2 protein-coding genes are annotated in these 18,806 nt (G+C 70.1%); both read left to right on the forward strand.

The features are described from left to right. Positions 1–18,116: non-ribosomal peptide synthetase (locus D7W82_RS29690; RefSeq protein ID WP_120621561.1), on the forward strand; the 18,116-nt coding region annotated here is incomplete at its 5' end. Positions 18,117–18,541: 425 nt separating this feature from the next. After that, positions 18,542–18,806 (forward strand): condensation domain-containing protein (locus D7W82_RS29695; protein WP_199727858.1); only part of this gene is annotated, 265 nt, incomplete at its 3' end.

The following is an 18,806-nucleotide window of genomic DNA, read 5'->3' on the forward strand; positions in this document are numbered from 1 at the left end:
AGGCCGGTGGTGCCTGGGTGCCGGTGGATCCGCTCCTGCCCCGCGAGCGCCTGGCCTTCATGCTGGAGGACAGCGCGGCCCAGGTGCTCGTCACCCAGCAGCCACTCGTGGACCGCTTCCCCGAAGCCCTGCATGCCCGAGCGCTCTGCGTGGATACGGAGCGCGAGTCGCTGGCGGAGGAGCCGACGGATGCGCCCGTGACGGGCGTGACGCCCGCGAACATGGCGTACCTGCTCTACACCTCGGGCAGCACCGGCACGCCCAAGGGCACGGCGGTGGAGCACCGCAGCGTGGCCAACCTCGTCACCCACGAGGCAGTGGCCTACGGCATTGGCCCCGGCAGCCGCGTGTTGCAGTTCGCCAGCCTCAGCTTCGACCTCTCCGTGGAGGAGATTTTCACCACCCTCTGCAACGGCGCCACGCTGGTGTTGGCGCCGCTGGAGAAGCTGATGCCGGGCGCGCCGCTGCCCGTGCTGCTGCGAGAGCAGGAGTTGAGCGTCGTCAGCCTCACCCCCGCGGCGCTGGCGGCCACGTCCTCCGAAGGGCTGCCCAAGGTGCGCACCGTCATCTCCGGCGGCGAAGCCCTGCCCGCGGATGTCGTCGCACGCTGGGCCCCGGGGCGGCGCCTGCTCAACACCTACGGCCCCACCGAAGCCACCGTCATCGCCACCTTCGGTGAGGTGATGGCGGATGGGGACGTGCCCTCCATTGGCAAGCCGCTGGCGAACGTGCGCGTCTATGTGTTGGACACGCACGGGCAGCCCGTCCCCGTGGGTGTGCGCGGTGAGTTGCACATCGGCGGCGTGGGCGTGGCGCGCGGGTACGCGGGACGGCCGGGCCTCACCGCCGAGCGCTTCGTGCCGGACGCATTGTCCGGTGAGGAGGGGGCTCGCCTCTACCGCACGGGCGACGTGGTGCGCTGGCGCGCGGATGGCCAACTGGACTTCGTGGGCCGCATCGACGCCCAGGTGAAGGTGCGCGGCTTCCGCATCGAGTTGGGCGAAGTCGAGAACGCGCTGCGTGCCGCCCCGGCCGTGAAGGACGCAGTCGTGCTCGCCCGCGAGGACTCCCCGGGCGACAAGCGCCTCGTCGCCTACGTCGTCGGTGACGCCCTCGACGTCACGGCCCTGCGCGCCCACCTCAAGCAGCACCTGCCCGAGTACATGGTGCCTGCCGCCTTCGTCCCCATGGACGCGCTCCCCCTGACGTCCAACGGCAAGGTGGACCGCAAGGCCCTCCCTGCTCCCGACGCGAGCGCGCTCCGGGCTTCACACGCCTACGAGGCCCCGGCGACGCCGCTGGAGGAGAAGCTCGCCGCACTCTGGAGCGAAGTGCTGCGCGTCCCCGCCGTGGGCCGCACGGACAACTTCTTCGAGCTGGGGGGCCACTCGCTCCTCGCCACGCAGCTGGTGGCCCGCGTGCGCGCGGCGCTGGACGTGGAGTTGCCCCTCCGCGCCCTCTTCGAAGCTCCCACCATCGAGGCACTCGCGGAGCGCCTCCAGCTCACGGCGGCTGGCACGCGGCTGCCGCCCCTCACCCGCATCGCACACGAAGGCCCGCCTCAGCTGTCCTTCGCCCAGCAGCGCCTGTGGCTGTTGGATCAGCTCCAGCCTGGCAACGCCGCGTACAACATCCCCGCCGCCCTCCGGCTGAAGGGCCACGTGGACGTCGAGTCCCTTCGCCGCGCCTTCGAGACCCTCGTCGCCCGGCATGAGACGCTGCGCACCACCTTCGTCCAGCACCAGGGCCAGCCCGCCCAGTGCATCCACGCGCCTTCGACGTGGACGCTCTCCCTGCTCGATGTGTCCTCCCTGCCCGAGCCTCAACGGGAGGAAGAAGCGCGTCGCCTCGCGAACCTGGAGGCACACCGTCCCTTCGACCTGGAAGCGGGCCCGCTCCTTCGCACCTCCCTGGTGCGCCTGGGCGACGCGGAGCACCTGCTGCTGGTGACGATGCACCACATCGTCTCGGACGGCTGGTCCATGGGCGTGCTCGTCCGCGAGCTGACCGCCCTGTACGCGGCGGTCCACGTGGCTCAAGCGCCCACGCTCGCACCGCTGCCCGTGCAGTACGCGGATTTCGCCGTATGGCAGCAGGGCTGGCTCCAGGGCGAAGCGCTGGAGACCCAGCTCGCCTATTGGAAGGAGAAGCTCGCGGGGGTTCCCGCCACGCTGGAGCTGCCCACGGACCGCCCGCGCCCTCCCGTGCAGTCGCACCGGGGCGCCACGGTGGAGGTGCGGCTCGCATTGCCCGTTTCCGAGTCCCTCAAGGCCCTGGCCCGGCAAGAAGGCGCCACGCCCTTCATGCTGCTGCTCTCCGCCTTCCAGGTGCTCCTGTCGCGCTACTCCGGCCAGGACGACATCAGCGTGGGCTCACCCATCGCCGGCCGCACCCAGGCGGAGACCGAAGGCCTCATCGGCTTCTTCGTCAACACGCTGGTGCTCCGCGCCCACGTGGATCCCCGCGCGACCTTCCGGGAGCTGCTGGCGCAGGTGCGCGGCACGACGCTCGCGGCCTATGAGCACCAGCACCTGCCCTTCGAGAAGCTGGTGGAGGTCCTCCAGCCCGTGCGCGACCTGAGCCGCAGCGCGCTCTTCCAGGCGATGTTCACCCTGCAGAACACACCCATGGATGCGCTTCGCGTGCCGGGTTTGTCCTTCGAGCAGCTCCCGCTCGAATCGAACTCCGCGAAGTTCGACCTGTCCCTGACGCTTCAGGAGTCGCCTCAGGGCTTCATGGGCGTGCTGGAGTACAGCAGCGATCTCTTCGATGCATCGACCGTCCAGCGCATGGTGGGCCACCTGGGCGTGCTGCTGGAGGCCATCGCCGCTCGGCCGGACTCGACGCTCGCGGGGCTGCCCCTGCTCACGGCTCCGGAGCGCCGGCAGCTCCTCGTCGACTGGACCAGGACGGACGCGGAGTTCGCTCGCGACACCTGCTTCCACGAGGCCTTCACGGCCCAGGCCCTTCGCACGCCGGAGGCCCTGGCCGTCATCTGCCGCGACCAGCAGCTCACCTTCCGGGAGCTGGACGCGCGCGCCAACCAACTGGCGCACCGGCTGGTGAAGCTCGGCGTCGGGCCCGACGTGCGCGTCGTGCTGTGCGTGGAGCGCTCCGTGGAGGCGCTCGTTGGAATCCTGGGCATCCTCAAGGCCGGCGGCGCATATGTGCCCCTCGACTTCCGCTACCCGCGCGAGTGGCTCGCCCACGTCCTCACCGACACCGGCGCGCCCGTGGTGCTCACCCAGCGACGCTTGCGCGACGTGCTCCCCCAGAACACGGCCCACGTCGTCCTCTTGGATCCGGACGCGGAGGAGTTCGCATCCGAGTCCCGCGAAGCGCCCGGCGTGGTCGTCTCCGCCGAGCACCTGGCCTACATCATCTACACCTCCGGCAGCACCGGTCGTCCCAAGGGCGTGATGATCCAGCACCGCTCCGTGATGAACCTGCGGCAGGGGCTGGCCAGCACCGTGCACCAGGGCCGGGGAGCAGCGGAGCGCGTCAGCGTCAACGCCCCGCTGTCCTTCGATGCCTCCGTCCAGCAGCTCGTCCAGGTGCTCGACGGCCACACCCTCTGCATCGTCCCGGAAGAGGCCCGCGCGGATGCCGGTGAGCTGGTCAAGCGCATCGGGCAGGACGCGCTGGAGGTCCTCGATTGCTCGCCCGCGCACCTGCGCATGCTGGTGGATGAAGGCCTGCTGGAGAAGGACGTCCTCCCCCGGCGCGCGCTGGTGGGGGGTGAGGCGGTGGACCCCGGCACGTGGAGCCGCCTGGCCCAGCACCCACGCCTGCGCGCCTTCAACGTCTACGGCCCCACCGAGTGCACCGTCGACGCCACCGCCTGCGCCTTCGACGCCTCCCCCACGCCCACCATCGGCCGGCCCCTGTCCAACGTCCGCGCCTACGTGTTGGACAAGTCCCTTCGCCCGGTGCCCGTGGGCGTCGCGGGTGAGCTCTTCCTCGGTGGTGAGGGCGTCGCGCGCGGCTACCTCAACCGCCCCGACCTGACGGCGGACCGCTTCATCCCGGATGCCTTCTCCGCCACCCCAGGCGCGCGCCTCTACCGCACGGGCGACGTGGTGCGCTGGCGCGCGGACGGGATGCTCGACTACCTGGGCCGCGCGGACTTCCAGGTGAAGGTCCGCGGCTTCCGCATCGAGCTGGGCGAAATCGAAGCCGCGCTCCTCAAGCATCCCCAGGTGCACGCCGCCGTGGTGCTGGCGCGCGAGGACAGCCCCGGTGACAAGCGGCTCGTCGCCTACGTCGTGCCCACGGAGGGCACGGGCTCCGCGCTGACGGCGGACGTCCTCAAGGACTGGCTCAAGCAGCTCCTGCCGGAGCACATGCGGCCCTCCACGTTCCTGGTGCTGGAGTCCCTGCCGCTCAACGCCAACGGCAAGGTGGACCGCAAGGCCCTGCCCGCGCCCCAGGCAGCCGCGCTCGAGTCCACCTACGTCGCGCCGCGCACTCCCGCCGAGGAGCAGCTCGCGGCCCTCTTCACGCAGGTGCTGCGCGTGGAGCGCGTGGGCATCCACGACGACTTCTTCGCCCTGGGTGGCCACTCGCTGCTGGCCACCCAGCTCGTCTCCCGCGTGCGCTCCACCTTCCGCGTGGAGCTGCCGCTGCGGGCCCTCTTCGAAGCCCCCACGGTGGCCGCGCTCGCCGAGGGACTCCGGGCACGGACACCCGGCCTCCACCTGCCTTCACTCACCCGGACCTCCGCGAGTGGCCCGCGACCGCTGTCCTTCGCCCAGCAGCGCCTCTGGTTCCTCGACCAGCTCACGCCGGGAGACGCGTCGTACAACATCCCCACGGCGCTCCGGCTGACGGGCCCGGTGGACGTGGAGTCGTTGCGCCGTGCCTTCGAAGCACTGGTCGCCCGTCACGACTCCCTTCGCACCACCGTCCACGAAGTCCAGGGGCAGGCCGCCCAGCACGTCCACGCTCCGGCCACCTGGGCCTTGCCGCTCATGGACCTTTCCGCGCTGCCCGACGCGGAGCGTGAAGCCGAAGCCTGGCGCAAGGTCGAGGAAGAGGCACACCAGCCCTTCCATCTGGAGACGGGCCCGCTGCTGCGCACCGCGCTCGTGCGGCTGGCGGCCGAAGAGCACCTGTTGCTCGTGACGATGCACCACATCATCTCCGACGGCTGGTCCATGGGCGTGCTCGTGCGCGACCTGGTCGCCTTCTATGAAGCGTTCAGCGCCGGCCAGCCGCCCGCGCTCGCCCCGCTGCCCGTGCAGTACGCGGACTTCGCGGAGCGGCAGCGCCAGTGGCTCCAGGGCGAAACGCTGGAGACCCAGCTCGCCTACTGGAAGCAGCAGCTCGCGGGGGCTCCCGCCGCGTTGGAGCTGCCCACGGATCATCCGCGCCCGTCCATCCAGTCCCACGCGGGCACGTCCCTCGCCGTCCGGATTCCACGGGAGACGTCCGCGGCCCTCAAGGCCCTGGCCGGGCGCGAGGGGGCCACGCCCTTCATGGTGCTGCTCGCGGCCTGGCAGCTGCTCCTGGCGCGCTACTCCGGCCAGGACGACGTGAGCGTGGGTTCGCCCATCGCGGGCCGCACCCAGGCGGAGACCGAGGGCCTCATCGGCTTCTTCGTCAACACGCTCGTCCTGCGCGCTCGCGTGGAGCCCCGGGCCACGTTCCGGGAGCTGCTGGCCCAGGTGCGCGGCACGACGCTCGCGGCGTACGAGCACCAGCACCTGCCCTTCGAGAAGCTCGTCGAAGCCGTGCAGCCCGCGCGGGACGCAAGCCGCAGCCCGCTGTTCCAGGTGATGTTCGCCCTGCAGAACGCGCCCATGGAGGACCTGCGCGTCCCGGGCCTCACCTTCCGGCAGGTGGCCGCCGAAGCGCGCTCCGCCAAGTTCGACCTCACCCTGACGTTGCAGGACTCGCCCCAGGGCTTCGTGGGCTGGCTGGAGTACAGCACGGCGTTGTTCAAGCAGGGCACGGTGGAGCGGATGGCCCGCCACCTGCGGACCCTGCTGGAGGCCGTGGCCACCACGCCCGAGCAGTCCATGGCCGGGCTGCCGCTGCTCTCCCACGAGGAGCGCCAGCGCATCCTCGTCGACTGGAACGACACCACCGTCCCCAGCCCCATGGACGTCCCCGTCCACGTCCACTTCTCCCAACAGGCGCAGCGCACGCCTCACGCTGTCGCCTTGGTGCAGGGAGAGGAGACACTGACGTACGCCCAGCTCGAAGCCCGCGCCAACCAGCTCGCCCATCACCTGCGCAGCCTGGGCATCGCTCCTGGTGCGCGAGTGGGCCTCGCCATCGAGCGCTCCTTCGAGATGGTGACGGCGCTCCTCGCCATCCTCAAGGCGGGCGCCGCCTTCATCCCGGTGGACCGCAATGCGCCCGTGGAGCGCATCGCGATGCTGCTGGAGGACGCGCACGTCGGCGTGGTCCTCACGCATCAGCCCTTCGCCTCCAAGCTGCCCGCCTCCGGCACCCGCGTCTGGCTGGACACGCAGCAGGACGTCCTGGCCACGCTGCCCACGCACGCGCCCGACGTCCCCGTGGAGGGCGAGTCCCTCGCCTACGTCATGTTCACCTCGGGCTCCACAGGCCGCCCCAAGGGCGTCAGCGTGCCCCACCGGGGCATCACCCGCCTGGTGCTCGGCAGCACCTTCATGCGCTTCGGGCCCGACGAGGTGTGGCTCCAGGCGGCCCCTGTTGCCTTCGACGCCTCCACGCTCGAAATCTGGGGCGCGCTGCTGCACGGCGCGAAGCTCATCCTCGCTCCGCCCCATGCCCTGTCGCTGGAAGAACTGGCCGAGCAGCTGCGCCGCCACCGTGTGACGTCGCTGTGGCTCACCACCGCCCTCTTCGAGCAGATGGCCCTGCACCAAGGCGAAGTCCTGGCGGAGGTGCGCCAGGTCCTCGCGGGCGGAGACGTGATGCCCTGGTCGCGCCTGCGCGATCACCTCCCCCGCCTCGCCGAGGGGGCAACGCTGATTCACGCCTACGGCCCGACGGAGAACACGACCTTCTCCACCACGCTGCCGTTGCACCGCGACATGCGCGTGGCGGGTCCCGTTCCCATCGGCCGGCCCATCCCGAACTCCACCGCCTATGTGTTCGATGCGAACCTGCATCCAGTGCCCGTGGGCGTCGCGGGCGAGGTGTACGTGGGCGGCCCCGGCCTCGCATGGGGCTACCTGCACCGTCCGGACCTGACCGCGGAGCGCTTCGTTCCGCACCCCTTCGCCGCCACTCCGGGCGAGCGGCTCTACCGCACGGGAGACAAGGCCCGCTGGCGGGAGGACGGCACGCTCGACTTCCTGGGCCGCGTCGACTTCCAGGTGAAGGTGCGCGGCTTCCGCATCGAGCTGGGTGAAATCGAAGCCGCCCTGCGCGCCTTCCCGGGCGTCAACGAGGCCGTCGTCGTGGCCCGGGGCTCGGACGCGGACAAGCGCCTCATCGGCTATCTCAGCGCGCACGAAGGCCACGCCTTGGACGTGGAGGCGCTGAGGGTCCACCTGCGGCAGCGGCTGCCGGAGTACATGGTGCCCGCCTCGCTCCTGGTCCTGGAGGCCCTGCCCCTCAACGCCAACGGCAAGGTGGACCGCAAGGCCCTGCCCGAACCGGGGGACGCACCGCGCGCGGCCTCCTTCGTCGCGCCGCGCACCGCCACCGAGGCGCAGCTCGCGGCCCTCTTCGCGGAAGTGCTCCGCGTCGAGCGCGTGGGCATCCACGACGACTTCTTCGCCCTGGGGGGCCACTCCCTGCTGGCCACCCAGCTCGTCTCGCGCGTGCGCGCCACGTTCGGCGTGGAGCTGCCGCTGCGAGCCCTGTTCGGAGCGCCCACCGTCGAAGCCCTCGCGCCGAGGCTCGAGGAGGCCCCGTCCTCCGCGCTTCGTGCGCCGCCGCTGCGGCCCGTGTCCCGCGAGGGGGCCCTGCCGCTCTCCTTCGCCCAGCAGCGCCTGTGGCTGTTGGATCAGCTCCAGCCCGGCGATTCGTCGTACAACGTCCCCACCGCGCTGCGGCTGTCAGGCCGGGTGGACGTGGAGGCGCTGCGCCGCGCCTTCGAGGCGCTGATCGCCCGCCACGAATCCCTGCGCACCACGCTCGCCGCGTCCCACGAGGCGCCGTCGCAGCGAGTCCACCCCTCCGCGGCGTGGGAGCTGCCCGTCGCCGATCTGAGCGCGCTGCCCCAGGAGCAGCGCGAGGAAGAAGCCCGGCGCATCGTGGCCGAGGAGGCCCGCCGTCCGTTCCAGCTCGCCACGGGGCCGCTGCTGCGCGGGCTGCTGGTGCGCCTGGGAACGGAGGAGCACGTGCTGCTGGTGACCATGCACCACGTCATCTCCGACGGCTGGTCCATGGGCGTCCTCGTGCGCGAGATGGCCGCCTTCTACGAGGCCTTCACCACGGGCAGCACGCCGGCCCTCGCGCCGCTGCCGGTGCAGTACGCGGACTTCGCGACGTGGCAGCGGAGCTGGCTCCAGGGAGAGGTCCTGGACGCGCAGCTGGGTTACTGGAAGCAGCGGTTGGCCGGTGCGCCGGCGGCGCTGGAGCTGCCCACGGACCGTCCGCGTCCGCCCGTGCAGTCGCACCGGGGCGCCACGGTGGAGGTGCGGATTCCCGTCCCCCTCGTGGAGGCCCTCAAGGCCCTGGCCCAGCGGGAAGGCGCCACGCCCTTCATGACGCTCCTGGCCGCGTTCCAGGTGCTCCTGTCGCGCTACTCCGCGCAGGATGACATCAGCGTGGGTTCACCCATCGCCGGCCGCACCCAGGCGGAGACCGAAGGGCTCATCGGCTTCTTCGTCAACACGCTCGTCCTGCGCGCCCACGTGGATCCGCGCTCGACGTTCCGAGAGTTGCTGGTCCAGGTGCGCGGCACGACGCTCGCGGCCTACGACCATCAGCACCTGCCCTTCGAGAAGCTCGTGGAGGCCGTGCAGCCCACGCGCGACCTGAGCCGCAATCCGTTGTTCCAGGCCATGTTCGTCCTGCAGAACATGCCGGCTGAAGATCTGCGCCTGCCGGGGCTGTCCATGCGGACGCTGCCGCTGGAGACCCGCTCCGCGAAGTTCGACCTCTCCCTGGGACTGAGGGAGTCCCCCACGGGCATCACGGGCACGCTGGAGTACGCAACGGACCTGTTCGACGCGGCGACCGTGCAGCGCATGGCCGGACACTTCGGCGTGCTGCTGGAGGCCATCGCATCGAAGCCGGACACCCGATTGGGTGACCTGCCGCTGCTCACCGGCACGGAGCGCCAGCAACTCCTCATCGAATGGAATCCCCCAGCCTCACAGACGCCGCGTGAGCCCAGCATACCCGCGATGGTCGAGGCGCAGGTGCGCCGCACGCCGGATGCGCTGGCTGTCATCACGCCCGAACGGAAGCTGACGTACCGCGAGCTGGATGCGAAGGCGAACCAGCTCGCCCACCGCCTGCGCGGCCTGGGTGTCGGGCCCGAAGTCCGCGTCGGCCTCTGCGTCGAGCGCACTGAAGACCTGCTCATCGGGGTTCTCGGCATCCTCAAGGCCGGTGGCGCCTACGTGCCGTTGGACCCCAGCTACCCGCGTGAGCGCTTGGGCTGGCTGTTGGAGGACGCCCAGGGTCCCGCCCTCGTGGCCCATTCGCATCTCTTGCAGGCCCTGCCGGAGACCACCGCCACGCCGGTGTGCCTCGACTCGGACGCGGAGCTGGCGAAGCAGCCGACGACGGCGCCTGTGGTGGACATTCACGCCGGACACCTCGCCTACCTCATCTACACCTCTGGCAGCACCGGTCGTCCCAAGGGCGTCGCCATCTCCCATGGCAACGCGGTGGCGTTCCTCCACTGGGCGCTTGCTACGTTCTCTGCCGAGGAATTGAAGGGCACCCTCGCCGCGACGAGCCTCAACTTCGACCTCTCCGTCTTCGAACTCTTCGCTCCGCTGAGCAGCGGTGGTGCGGTGGTGGTGGCACGCAACGCGCTGCACCTGGCGGAGCTGCCGACGGCTTCTCACGTCACCCTCGTCAACACCGTGCCCTCCGCCATGGCGCAGCTGCTGCGTCTGGGCGCGGTGCCGCCTTCCGTGCGCGTCATCAACCTCGCGGGCGAAGCCCTGCCGGAGACACTCGCCAAGCAGGTCTACGCCGTCCCGACGGTGCAGAAGCTCTTCAACCTCTACGGGCCTTCCGAGGACACCACCTACTCCACCGCTTCCCTCGTCGGTCGTGACGAAGTGCCTCTCATCGGCAGGCCCCTGCCCGCCACGCGCGCCTACGTGCTGGATGCTTCGTTGCAGCCAGTGCCCGTGGGCGTGGCCGGCGAGCTGTACCTCGCGGGCGAAGGCCAGGCGCGTGGATACCTGCTGCGTCCGGAACTCACGGCGGAGCGCTTCGTTCCCGAGCCCTACGGCCCTCCGGGTGGCCGCGTGTACCGCACGGGTGACCGCGTCCGTTACCGCATGGACGGACGCCTGGAGTACCTCGGCCGCATCGACTTCCAGGTGAAGGTGCGTGGCTTCCGCATCGAGCTGGGTGAAATCGAAGCCGCGCTCCGTCGTGCGCCGGGCCTCAAGGATGCCGTCGTCGTCGCCAAGGGTGAGGCCGCCGACAAGCGCCTCGTCGCCTACGTCACGCCCAAGGCGAATGCCTCGCTGGAGGTGGAAGCCCTCAGGACGCATCTGCGTCAGGGACTGCCTGAGTACATGGTGCCCACCACCTTCGTGGTGCTGGACGCACTGCCCCTCAACTCCAACGGCAAGGTCGACCGCAAGGCCCTGCCGGAGCCAGAGGCGCCGCAGGCAGGCAGCACCTACGAAGCGCCTCGCACGGCAGCCGAAGCGAAGCTGGCCGCCATCTGGGCGGAGGTCCTCCGCCTGCCCCAGGTGGGCGTGAAGGATTCCTTCTTCGAACTGGGTGGACACTCACTGCTGGCCACGCAGGTGGTGTCCCGCGTGCGCGCCGAGTTCAATGTCGAACTCCCCCTGCGCGCGCTCTTCGAGTCCTCCACCGTGGAGGCACTCGCCGGGCGGCTGCACGGGAGCACGAGTGCCCAGGCTCCGAAGTTCACTCGCGTCACTCATGACGGTCCCAGGCCGCTGTCCTTCGCGCAGCAGCGGCTATGGCTGTTGGATCAGCTCCAGCCGGGGGACGCGTCCTACAACATCCCCACCGCGCTTCAGCTCTCCGGGCACCTGGACGTGGAAGCTCTGCGCCGCGCCTTCGAGGCGCTCGTCCAGCGCCACGAAGCCCTGCGCACCACCTTCCACGAGCACCAGGACCAGCCCATCCAGATCATCCACGCAGCCAGCGGGTGGACGCTGCCGCTCGTGGACCTCTCTTCGCGGCCCGAGGCTCAGCGACAGGAAGAGGCTCGACGGCTGGCCAACGAGGAAGCGCGACGACCGTTCGACCTCGCCAGGGGGCCGCTGCTGCGCAGCACCCTGGTGCGACTGGGAGGCGACTCGCACCTGCTGCTGCTGACGATGCACCACATCATCTCCGACGGCTGGTCCATGGGCATCCTCGTCCGCGAGATGGCGGCCTTCTACGAGGCCATGAGCACGGGCAGCACGCCGGCCCTCGCGCCACTGCCGGTGCAGTACGCGGACTTCGCGACGCGGCAGCGCGACTGGCTCCAGGGGGAGATCCTGGAGGCGCAGCTCCGCTACTGGAAGCAGCAGCTCTCCGGAGCTCCCGCGGCGTTGGAGCTGCCCACGGACCGGCCGCGCCCGCCCGTGCAGTCGCGCCGGGGCGCCACGGTGGAGGTGCGCATCCCTGAGAACGTCTCCCGCGCGCTCAAGGCCCTGGCGCAGCGAGAAGGCGCCACGCCGTTCATGACGCTCCTGGCGGCGTTCCAGGTGCTGTTGTCGCGCTACTCCGCGCAGGATGACGTCAGCGTGGGTACGCCCATCGCGGGCCGCACGCAGGCGGAGACCGAAGGGCTCATCGGCTTCTTCGTCAACACGCTCGTCCTCCGCGCCCAGCTGAATCCTCGCGCGACGTTCCGCGAGCTGCTGGCCCAGGTGCGGGGCACGACCTTCGCGGCCTTCGAGCATCAGCACGTGCCGTTCGAGAAGCTCGTCGAAGCCGTGCAGCCCGCGCGCGACCTGAGCCGCAGTCCGCTGTTCCAGGCCATGTTCGTCCTGCAGAACACGCCGAATGAGGCACTGCGCCTGCCGGGCCTCGCCTTCCAGGCGCTGCCGCTGGAAGCCCACTCCGCCAAGTTCGACCTCTCGCTTGCCCTGCAGGAGGTTCAAGCAGGACTGGTCGGCACGCTGGAGTACGCGACGGACCTGTTCGACGCGGTGACCGTGCAGCGCATGGCCGGACACTTCGGCGTGCTGCTGGAGGCCATCGCATCGAAGCCGGACACCCGGCTGGGTGACCTGCCACTGCTCACCGACTCGGAGCGACAGCAACTCCTCGTCGAGTGGAATCCGGAAGCGGCACTTACGATTCGTGAGCCCAGCATCCCCGCGATGGTGGAAGCCCAGGTGCGCCGCACGCCGGACGCGCTGGCTGTCATCACACCCGAGCGGCAGCTGACGTACCGCGAGGTGGATGCGAAGGCGAACCAGCTCGCAAACCGTCTGCGCGGACTGGGCGTCGGCCCCGAAGTCCGCGTCGGACTGTGCGTCGAGCGCACCGAAGACCTCGTCATCGGAGCCCTCGGCATCCTCAAGGCCGGTGGTGCCTATGTGCCGCTGGACCCCAGCTACCCGCGTGAGCGCTTGGGCTGGTTGCTCGAAGACGCACAGGGTCCTGCCCTCGTCGCGCATTCGCATCTCTTGCAGGCCCTGCCGGAGACCACCGCCACGCCGGTGTGCCTCGACTCGGACGCGGAGCTGGCGAAGCAGCCGACGACGGCTCCTGTGGTGGACATCCACCCGGGCCACCTCGCCTACCTCATCTATACCTCCGGCAGCACCGGCCGCCCCAAGGGCGTCGCCATCTCTCACGGTAACGCCGTCTCCTTCCTCCACTGGGCCTTGGAGACGTTCACCCCCGCGGAGCTGAAGGGGACGCTCGCCGCGACGAGCCTCAACTTCGACCTCTCCGTCTTCGAACTCTTCGCTCCGCTCTCCAGTGGCGGAGCGGTGGTGGTGGCGCGCAACGCGCTGCACCTGGCGGAGCTGCCGACGGCTTCTCACGTCACCCTCGTCAACACCGTGCCTTCCGCCATGGCGCAGCTGCTGCGCCTGGGCGCGGTGCCGCCTTCCGTGCGCGTCATCAACCTCGCGGGCGAAGCCCTGCCGGAGACACTCGCCAAGCAGGTCTACTCCGTCCCGACGGTGCAGAAGCTCTTCAACCTCTACGGCCCGTCGGAGGACACCACCTACTCCACCGCCTCCCTTGTCGGGCGTGACGAAGTGCCTCTCATTGGCCGCCCGCTGCCCGCGACGCGCGCCTACGTGCTGGATGCTTCGTTGCAGCCAGTGCCCGTGGGCGTGGCGGGCGAGCTGTACCTTGCCGGCGAAGGTCAGGCGCGCGGCTACCTGCTGCGTCCGGAGCTCACCGCGGAGCGCTTCGTTCCCGAGCCCTACGGCCCTCCGGGTGGCCGCATGTACCGCACGGGTGACCGCGTCCGTTACCGCCTGGACGGGCGGCTGGAGTACCTCGGCCGCATCGACTTCCAGGTGAAGGTGCGTGGCTTCCGCATCGAGCTGGGCGAAATCGAAACCGCGCTCCGTCGCTCTCCAGGCCTCAAGGATGCCGTCGTCGTCGCCAAGGGTGAGGCCGCCGACAAGCGCCTCGTCGCCTACGTCACGCCCAAGGCGAATGCCTCGCTGGAGTTGGAAGCCCTCAAGGCGCATCTGCGTCGGGGCCTCCCTGAGTACATGGTTCCCACCACCTTCGTGGTGCTGGAGGCCCTGCCCCTCAACTCCAACGGCAAGGTCGACCGCAAGGCCCTGCCGGAGCCGGAAGCACCTCAGTCCGGCAGCACCTACGAAGCGCCTCGCACGGAGGCCGAAGCGAAGCTGGCCGCCATCTGGGCCGAAGTCCTCCGCCTGCCCCAGGTGGGCGTGAAGGACTCCTTCTTCGAGCTGGGTGGCCACTCGCTACTGGCCACGCAGGTGGTGTCCCGCGTGCGCACGGAGCTGGGTGTGGAGCTGCCCCTTCGAGCCCTCTTCGAGTCCCCCACCGTGGAGGCGCTCGCCGGGCGACTGCACGGGAGCACGAGCACCCAGGCTCCGAAGCTCACCCGAACCACGCACGACGGCCCGTTGCCGTTGTCCTTCGCGCAGCAGCGGCTGTGGTTGCTGGATCAGCTCCAGCCGGAGGATGCGTCCTACAATCTCCCGGCCGCGCTCCAGCTCTCGGGCCACCTGGACGTGGAAGCCCTGCGCCGTGCCTTCGAGGCGCTCGTCACCCGTCACGAAGCCCTGCGCACCACCTTCCACGAGCAGCAGGGTCAGCCCACGCAGCGGATCCAGGCTCCGGCGGAATGGGCGCTGCCGCTCATGGACCTCTCCTCGCTGCCCGAGGATGAGCGGGAGAAGGAGGCTCGGAAGCTGGCCGACGCGGAGGCCCGGCGTCCCTTCCGCCTCGCCACGGGCCCCCTGCTGCGCAGCGCGCTGGTGCGGCTGCGCGAGGACTCGCACCTGCTGCTGGTGACGATGCACCACATCGTCTCCGACGGCTGGTCCATGGGCGTGCTCGTCCGCGAGCTCATCTCGCTGTACGCCGCGTTCCATGACGGCAAGGAGCCCGGCCTCACGCCGCTGCCCGTGCAGTACGCGGACTTCGCGGCGTGGCAGCGGAACTGGCTCCAGGGAGAAGTCCTGGACGCGCAGCTCCGCTACTGGAAGCAGCAGCTCTCCGGAGCCCCCGCCGCGCTGGAGCTGCCCACGGACCGCCCTCGGCCACCCGTGCAGTCGCACCGGGGTGCCACGGTGGACGTGCGCATCCCCGCGGACGTCGCTCACGCACTCAAGACCCTGGCGCAGCGAGAGGGCGCCACGCCGTTCATGGTGCTACTCGCGGCGTTCCAGGTGCTCCTGTCGCGCTACGCGGGCCAGGACGACATCAGCGTGGGGTCGCCCATCGCCGGCCGCACCCAGGCGGAGACCGAAGGTCTCATCGGCTTCTTCGTCAATACGCTCGTCCTGCGCGCCCAACTGAACCCTCGCGCGACGTTCCGCGAGCTGCTCACCCAGGTGCGAGGCACGACCTTCGCGGCCTTCGAGCACCAGCACGTCCCATTCGAGAAGCTCGTGGAAGCCGTGCAGCCCACGCGCGACCTGAGCCGCAGCCCCCTCTTCCAGGCCATGTTCGTCCTGCAGAACACGCCGAGTGAGGCGCTGCGCCTGCCCGGCCTGTCCTTCCACTCGCTGCCACTGGAAGCCCACTTCGCGAAGTTCGATCTCTCCCTGGGTTTGATTGAAGGCCGGGACGGGTTCGTCGGCACGTTGGAGTACGCAACGGACCTGTTCGACGCGGCGACCATCCAGCGCATGGCCGGACACTTCGGCGTCTTGCTGGAGGCCATCGCGACGAAGCCCGAGTCACGACTCGGGGATCTACCGCTGCTCACCGGCACGGAGCGTCAGCAGCTCCTCGTCGAGTGGAATCCCCCTGCCTCGCAGACGACGCGCGAGCCCAGCATCCCCGCGATGGTGGAAGCCCAGGTGCGTCGCACGCCGGACGCGCTGGCTGTCATCACACCCGAGCGGAAGCTGACGTACCGGGAGCTGGACACGAAGGCGAACCAACTCGCCCACCGTCTGCGCGGACTGGGCGTCGGCCCCGAAGTCCGCGTCGGCCTGTGCGTCGAGCGCACCGAAGACCTGGTCATCGGAGCCCTCGGCATCCTCAAGGCGGGTGGTGCCTACGTGCCGCTGGACCCCAGCTACCCGCGTGAGCGCCTGGGCTGGTTGCTCGAAGACGCACAGGGTCCTGCCCTCGTCGCGCATTCGCATCTCTTGCAGGCCCTGCCGGAGACCACCGCCACGCCGGTGTGCCTCGACGCGGATGAGGAACTGGCGAGGCAGCCCACCACGGCGCCCGTGGTGGACCTCCACACCGGACACCTCGCCTACCTCATCTACACCTCCGGCAGCACCGGTCGGCCCAAGGGCGTCGCCATCTCTCACGGTAACGCCGTCTCCTTCCTCCACTGGGCATTGGAGACGTTCACCCCCGCCGAGTTGAAGGGGACGCTCGCCGCGACGAGCCTCAACTTCGACCTCTCCGTCTTCGAACTCTTCGCTCCGCTCTCCAGTGGCGGAGCGGTGGTGGTGGCGCGCAACGCGCTGCACCTGGCGGAGCTGCCGACGGCTTCTCACGTCACCCTCGTCAACACCGTGCCCTCCGCCATGGCGCAGCTGCTGCGTCTGGGCGCGGTGCCGCCTTCCGTGCGCGTCATCAACCTCGCGGGCGAAGCCCTGCCGGAGACGCTCGCCAAGCAGGTCTACTCCGTCCCGACGGTGCAGAAGCTCTTCAACCTCTACGGCCCTTCCGAAGACACCACCTATTCCACCGCCTCCCTCGTCGGTCGTGACGAAGTGCCGCTCATCGGCAGGCCCCTGCCCGCGACGCGCGCCTACGTGCTGGATGCTTCGTTGCAGCCAGTGCCCGTGGGCGTGGCGGGCGAGCTGTACCTTGCCGGCGAAGGTCAGGCGCGCGGCTACCTGCTGCGTCCGGAGCTCACGGCGGAGCGCTTCGTCCCGGAGCCCTACGGCCCTCCGGGTGGCCGCATGTACCGCACGGGTGACCGCGTCCGTTACCGCCTGGATGGGCGGCTGGAGTACCTCGGCCGCATCGACTTCCAGGTGAAGGTGCGTGGCTTCCGCATCGAACTGGGTGAAATCGAAGCCGCGCTCCGTCGCGCCCAGGGCCTCAAGGATGCCGTCGTCGTCGCCAGGGGTGAGGCCGCCGACAAGCGCCTCGTCGCCTACGTCACCGCTCGCGACGGCCATTCGCTCGACTCCGAGGCACTCAAGGCCCTCCTCCGGCAGCAGCTGCCGGAGTACATGGTCCCCACCGCGGTCCTCGTCCTCGACGCCCTGCCCCTCAACTCCAACGGCAAGGTCGACCGCAAGGCCCTGCCCGAACCCGATGCGCACGTCATCGAAGCCCGGGACTTCGTCGCGCCCCGCGATGCGCTCGAGATGCAGCTCGCCCGCATCTGGGAGGACATCCTCGGCGTCCGCTCCGTCGGCGTCCGCTCCAGCTTCTTCGAACTGGGCGGTCACTCCCTGCTCGCCGTGCGCATGCTCGCGTCCATCCGCGAGCGTCTCGGGCTCAGCCTCCCACTCTCCGTCCTCTTCCAGCAGCCCACCGTCGAGCAGCTCGCGCAGGTGCTCCGCGACGACTCGCAGGCCTGGACGCCCCTCGTTCCCCTGGAGCGCGGAGCGCCTGGACACCGCCCGCTCTTCCTCGTCCACCCCGGCGGCGGCAACGTCCTGGCCTACTCGGAGCTGGCGCGCAGGCTGGGGCCGTCACTGCCTGTCTACGGCCTCCAGTCGCGCGGCCTCGACGGACGCCCCGTCGTCGAGTCCATCGAAGAGATGGCCGCCCTCTACATCGAAGCCATCCGCACGGTGCAGCCGCAGGGTCCCTACCAGCTGGGAGGCTGGTCCCTCGGCGGCGTCATCGCCTACGAGATGGCCCGTCGCCTGCGCGAGGCGGGCGAAGCCGTGGAGCTGCTCGTGCTCATCGACGCCCACGCGCCCGGCATCACGCCACCTTCCGAGACAGAGCCCCACTTCTCTTCCGAGGCCCGAGTGAGGATCGCCTTCGCCCAGACCACGGCCACCGCCTTCGGCCAGGAGCTCTCCGTCTCGGCCGAAGCGCTGGCACAAGGCGACGACGAGGCGATGCTGGACCACCTGCTCCACGAAGGAGTCCGGGCGCGCATCCTCGACGCGCACTCAGGGGCCGCACAGCTGCGGGCCCTCTTCCGCGTCTTCCAGGCCAACCTCTTCGCGCAGGAGAAGTACGTGCCCCGGCCGTACGACGGCACCGCCCTGCTCCTGAGCGCCAGCGAGGCCGCGGCCGAGCTCCCACGTCATCGCGGCTGGGAGCCCCTCGTCCGCGGCGGCCTGGAGGTGCACGACGTCCCCGGCAGCCATCATGAGCTGCTGCAGGACTCTCACCTCGCGCCCATCGAGGAACGGCTGCGCCAGGTCCTCGCCCGCGAGGCCCCCGCGCCCACGGGAAGCTGAATCCCGTCCGCCCCGCGCCTGATCGTCCCGGCGCGGGGATACATCTCCAGGAAACCAAACGAGTCGTATGGTTCGCGTCGCCCGGCTCGTGGATGGCCCCAACTCGCGGGGTCTCCGACCCTGAGATCCGGCTTTTGCGGTCGAGGGGCACACCGACGTCAGAGCCCCCTCCTAAGATGAGGGCTGTAAACACAGGGAATTATTCATCCCCGGGTTGTGGCCCAGGAGCGCCGTGTCGGCCTCATGACACGTCATGTCGATACGGAATAATGTAACCATCGCGAATTTGCCCACCGCCGCGCTTCCCCCGTGAGAGCGGCTCAGGACGGCAATCCAGCAACAACAGCAGTCTGAGACTTCACGAGGACCACCGGCCCGGGTGGTGCTCGTGCGCAATGGCATTCCCCGAGTGCGGAGTACACGAGATGAGCAACGAGCTGTCGAAGCGGATCGCCAACCTCTCACCGGAGAAGCGCGCCGAGTTGCTCAAGAAGATGGCCGCGCAAAAGGCCGTCGCCGGCAACTCCGCCCAGGGCCTCATCCCGGTGCAGGACCGCTCGCGTCCCCTGCCCCTCTCCTTCGCCCAGCAGCGCCTCTGGTTCATTGATCAGCTTCAGCCCGGCACCTCGCTCTTCAACGTCCCCATGGCGGTGCGCCTGGAGGGCGCACTCGACGTGGCCGTGCTGGAGC

Source organism: Corallococcus sp. CA049B (assembly GCF_003611685.1).
Lineage (GTDB): Bacteria > Myxococcota > Myxococcia > Myxococcales > Myxococcaceae > Corallococcus > Corallococcus coralloides.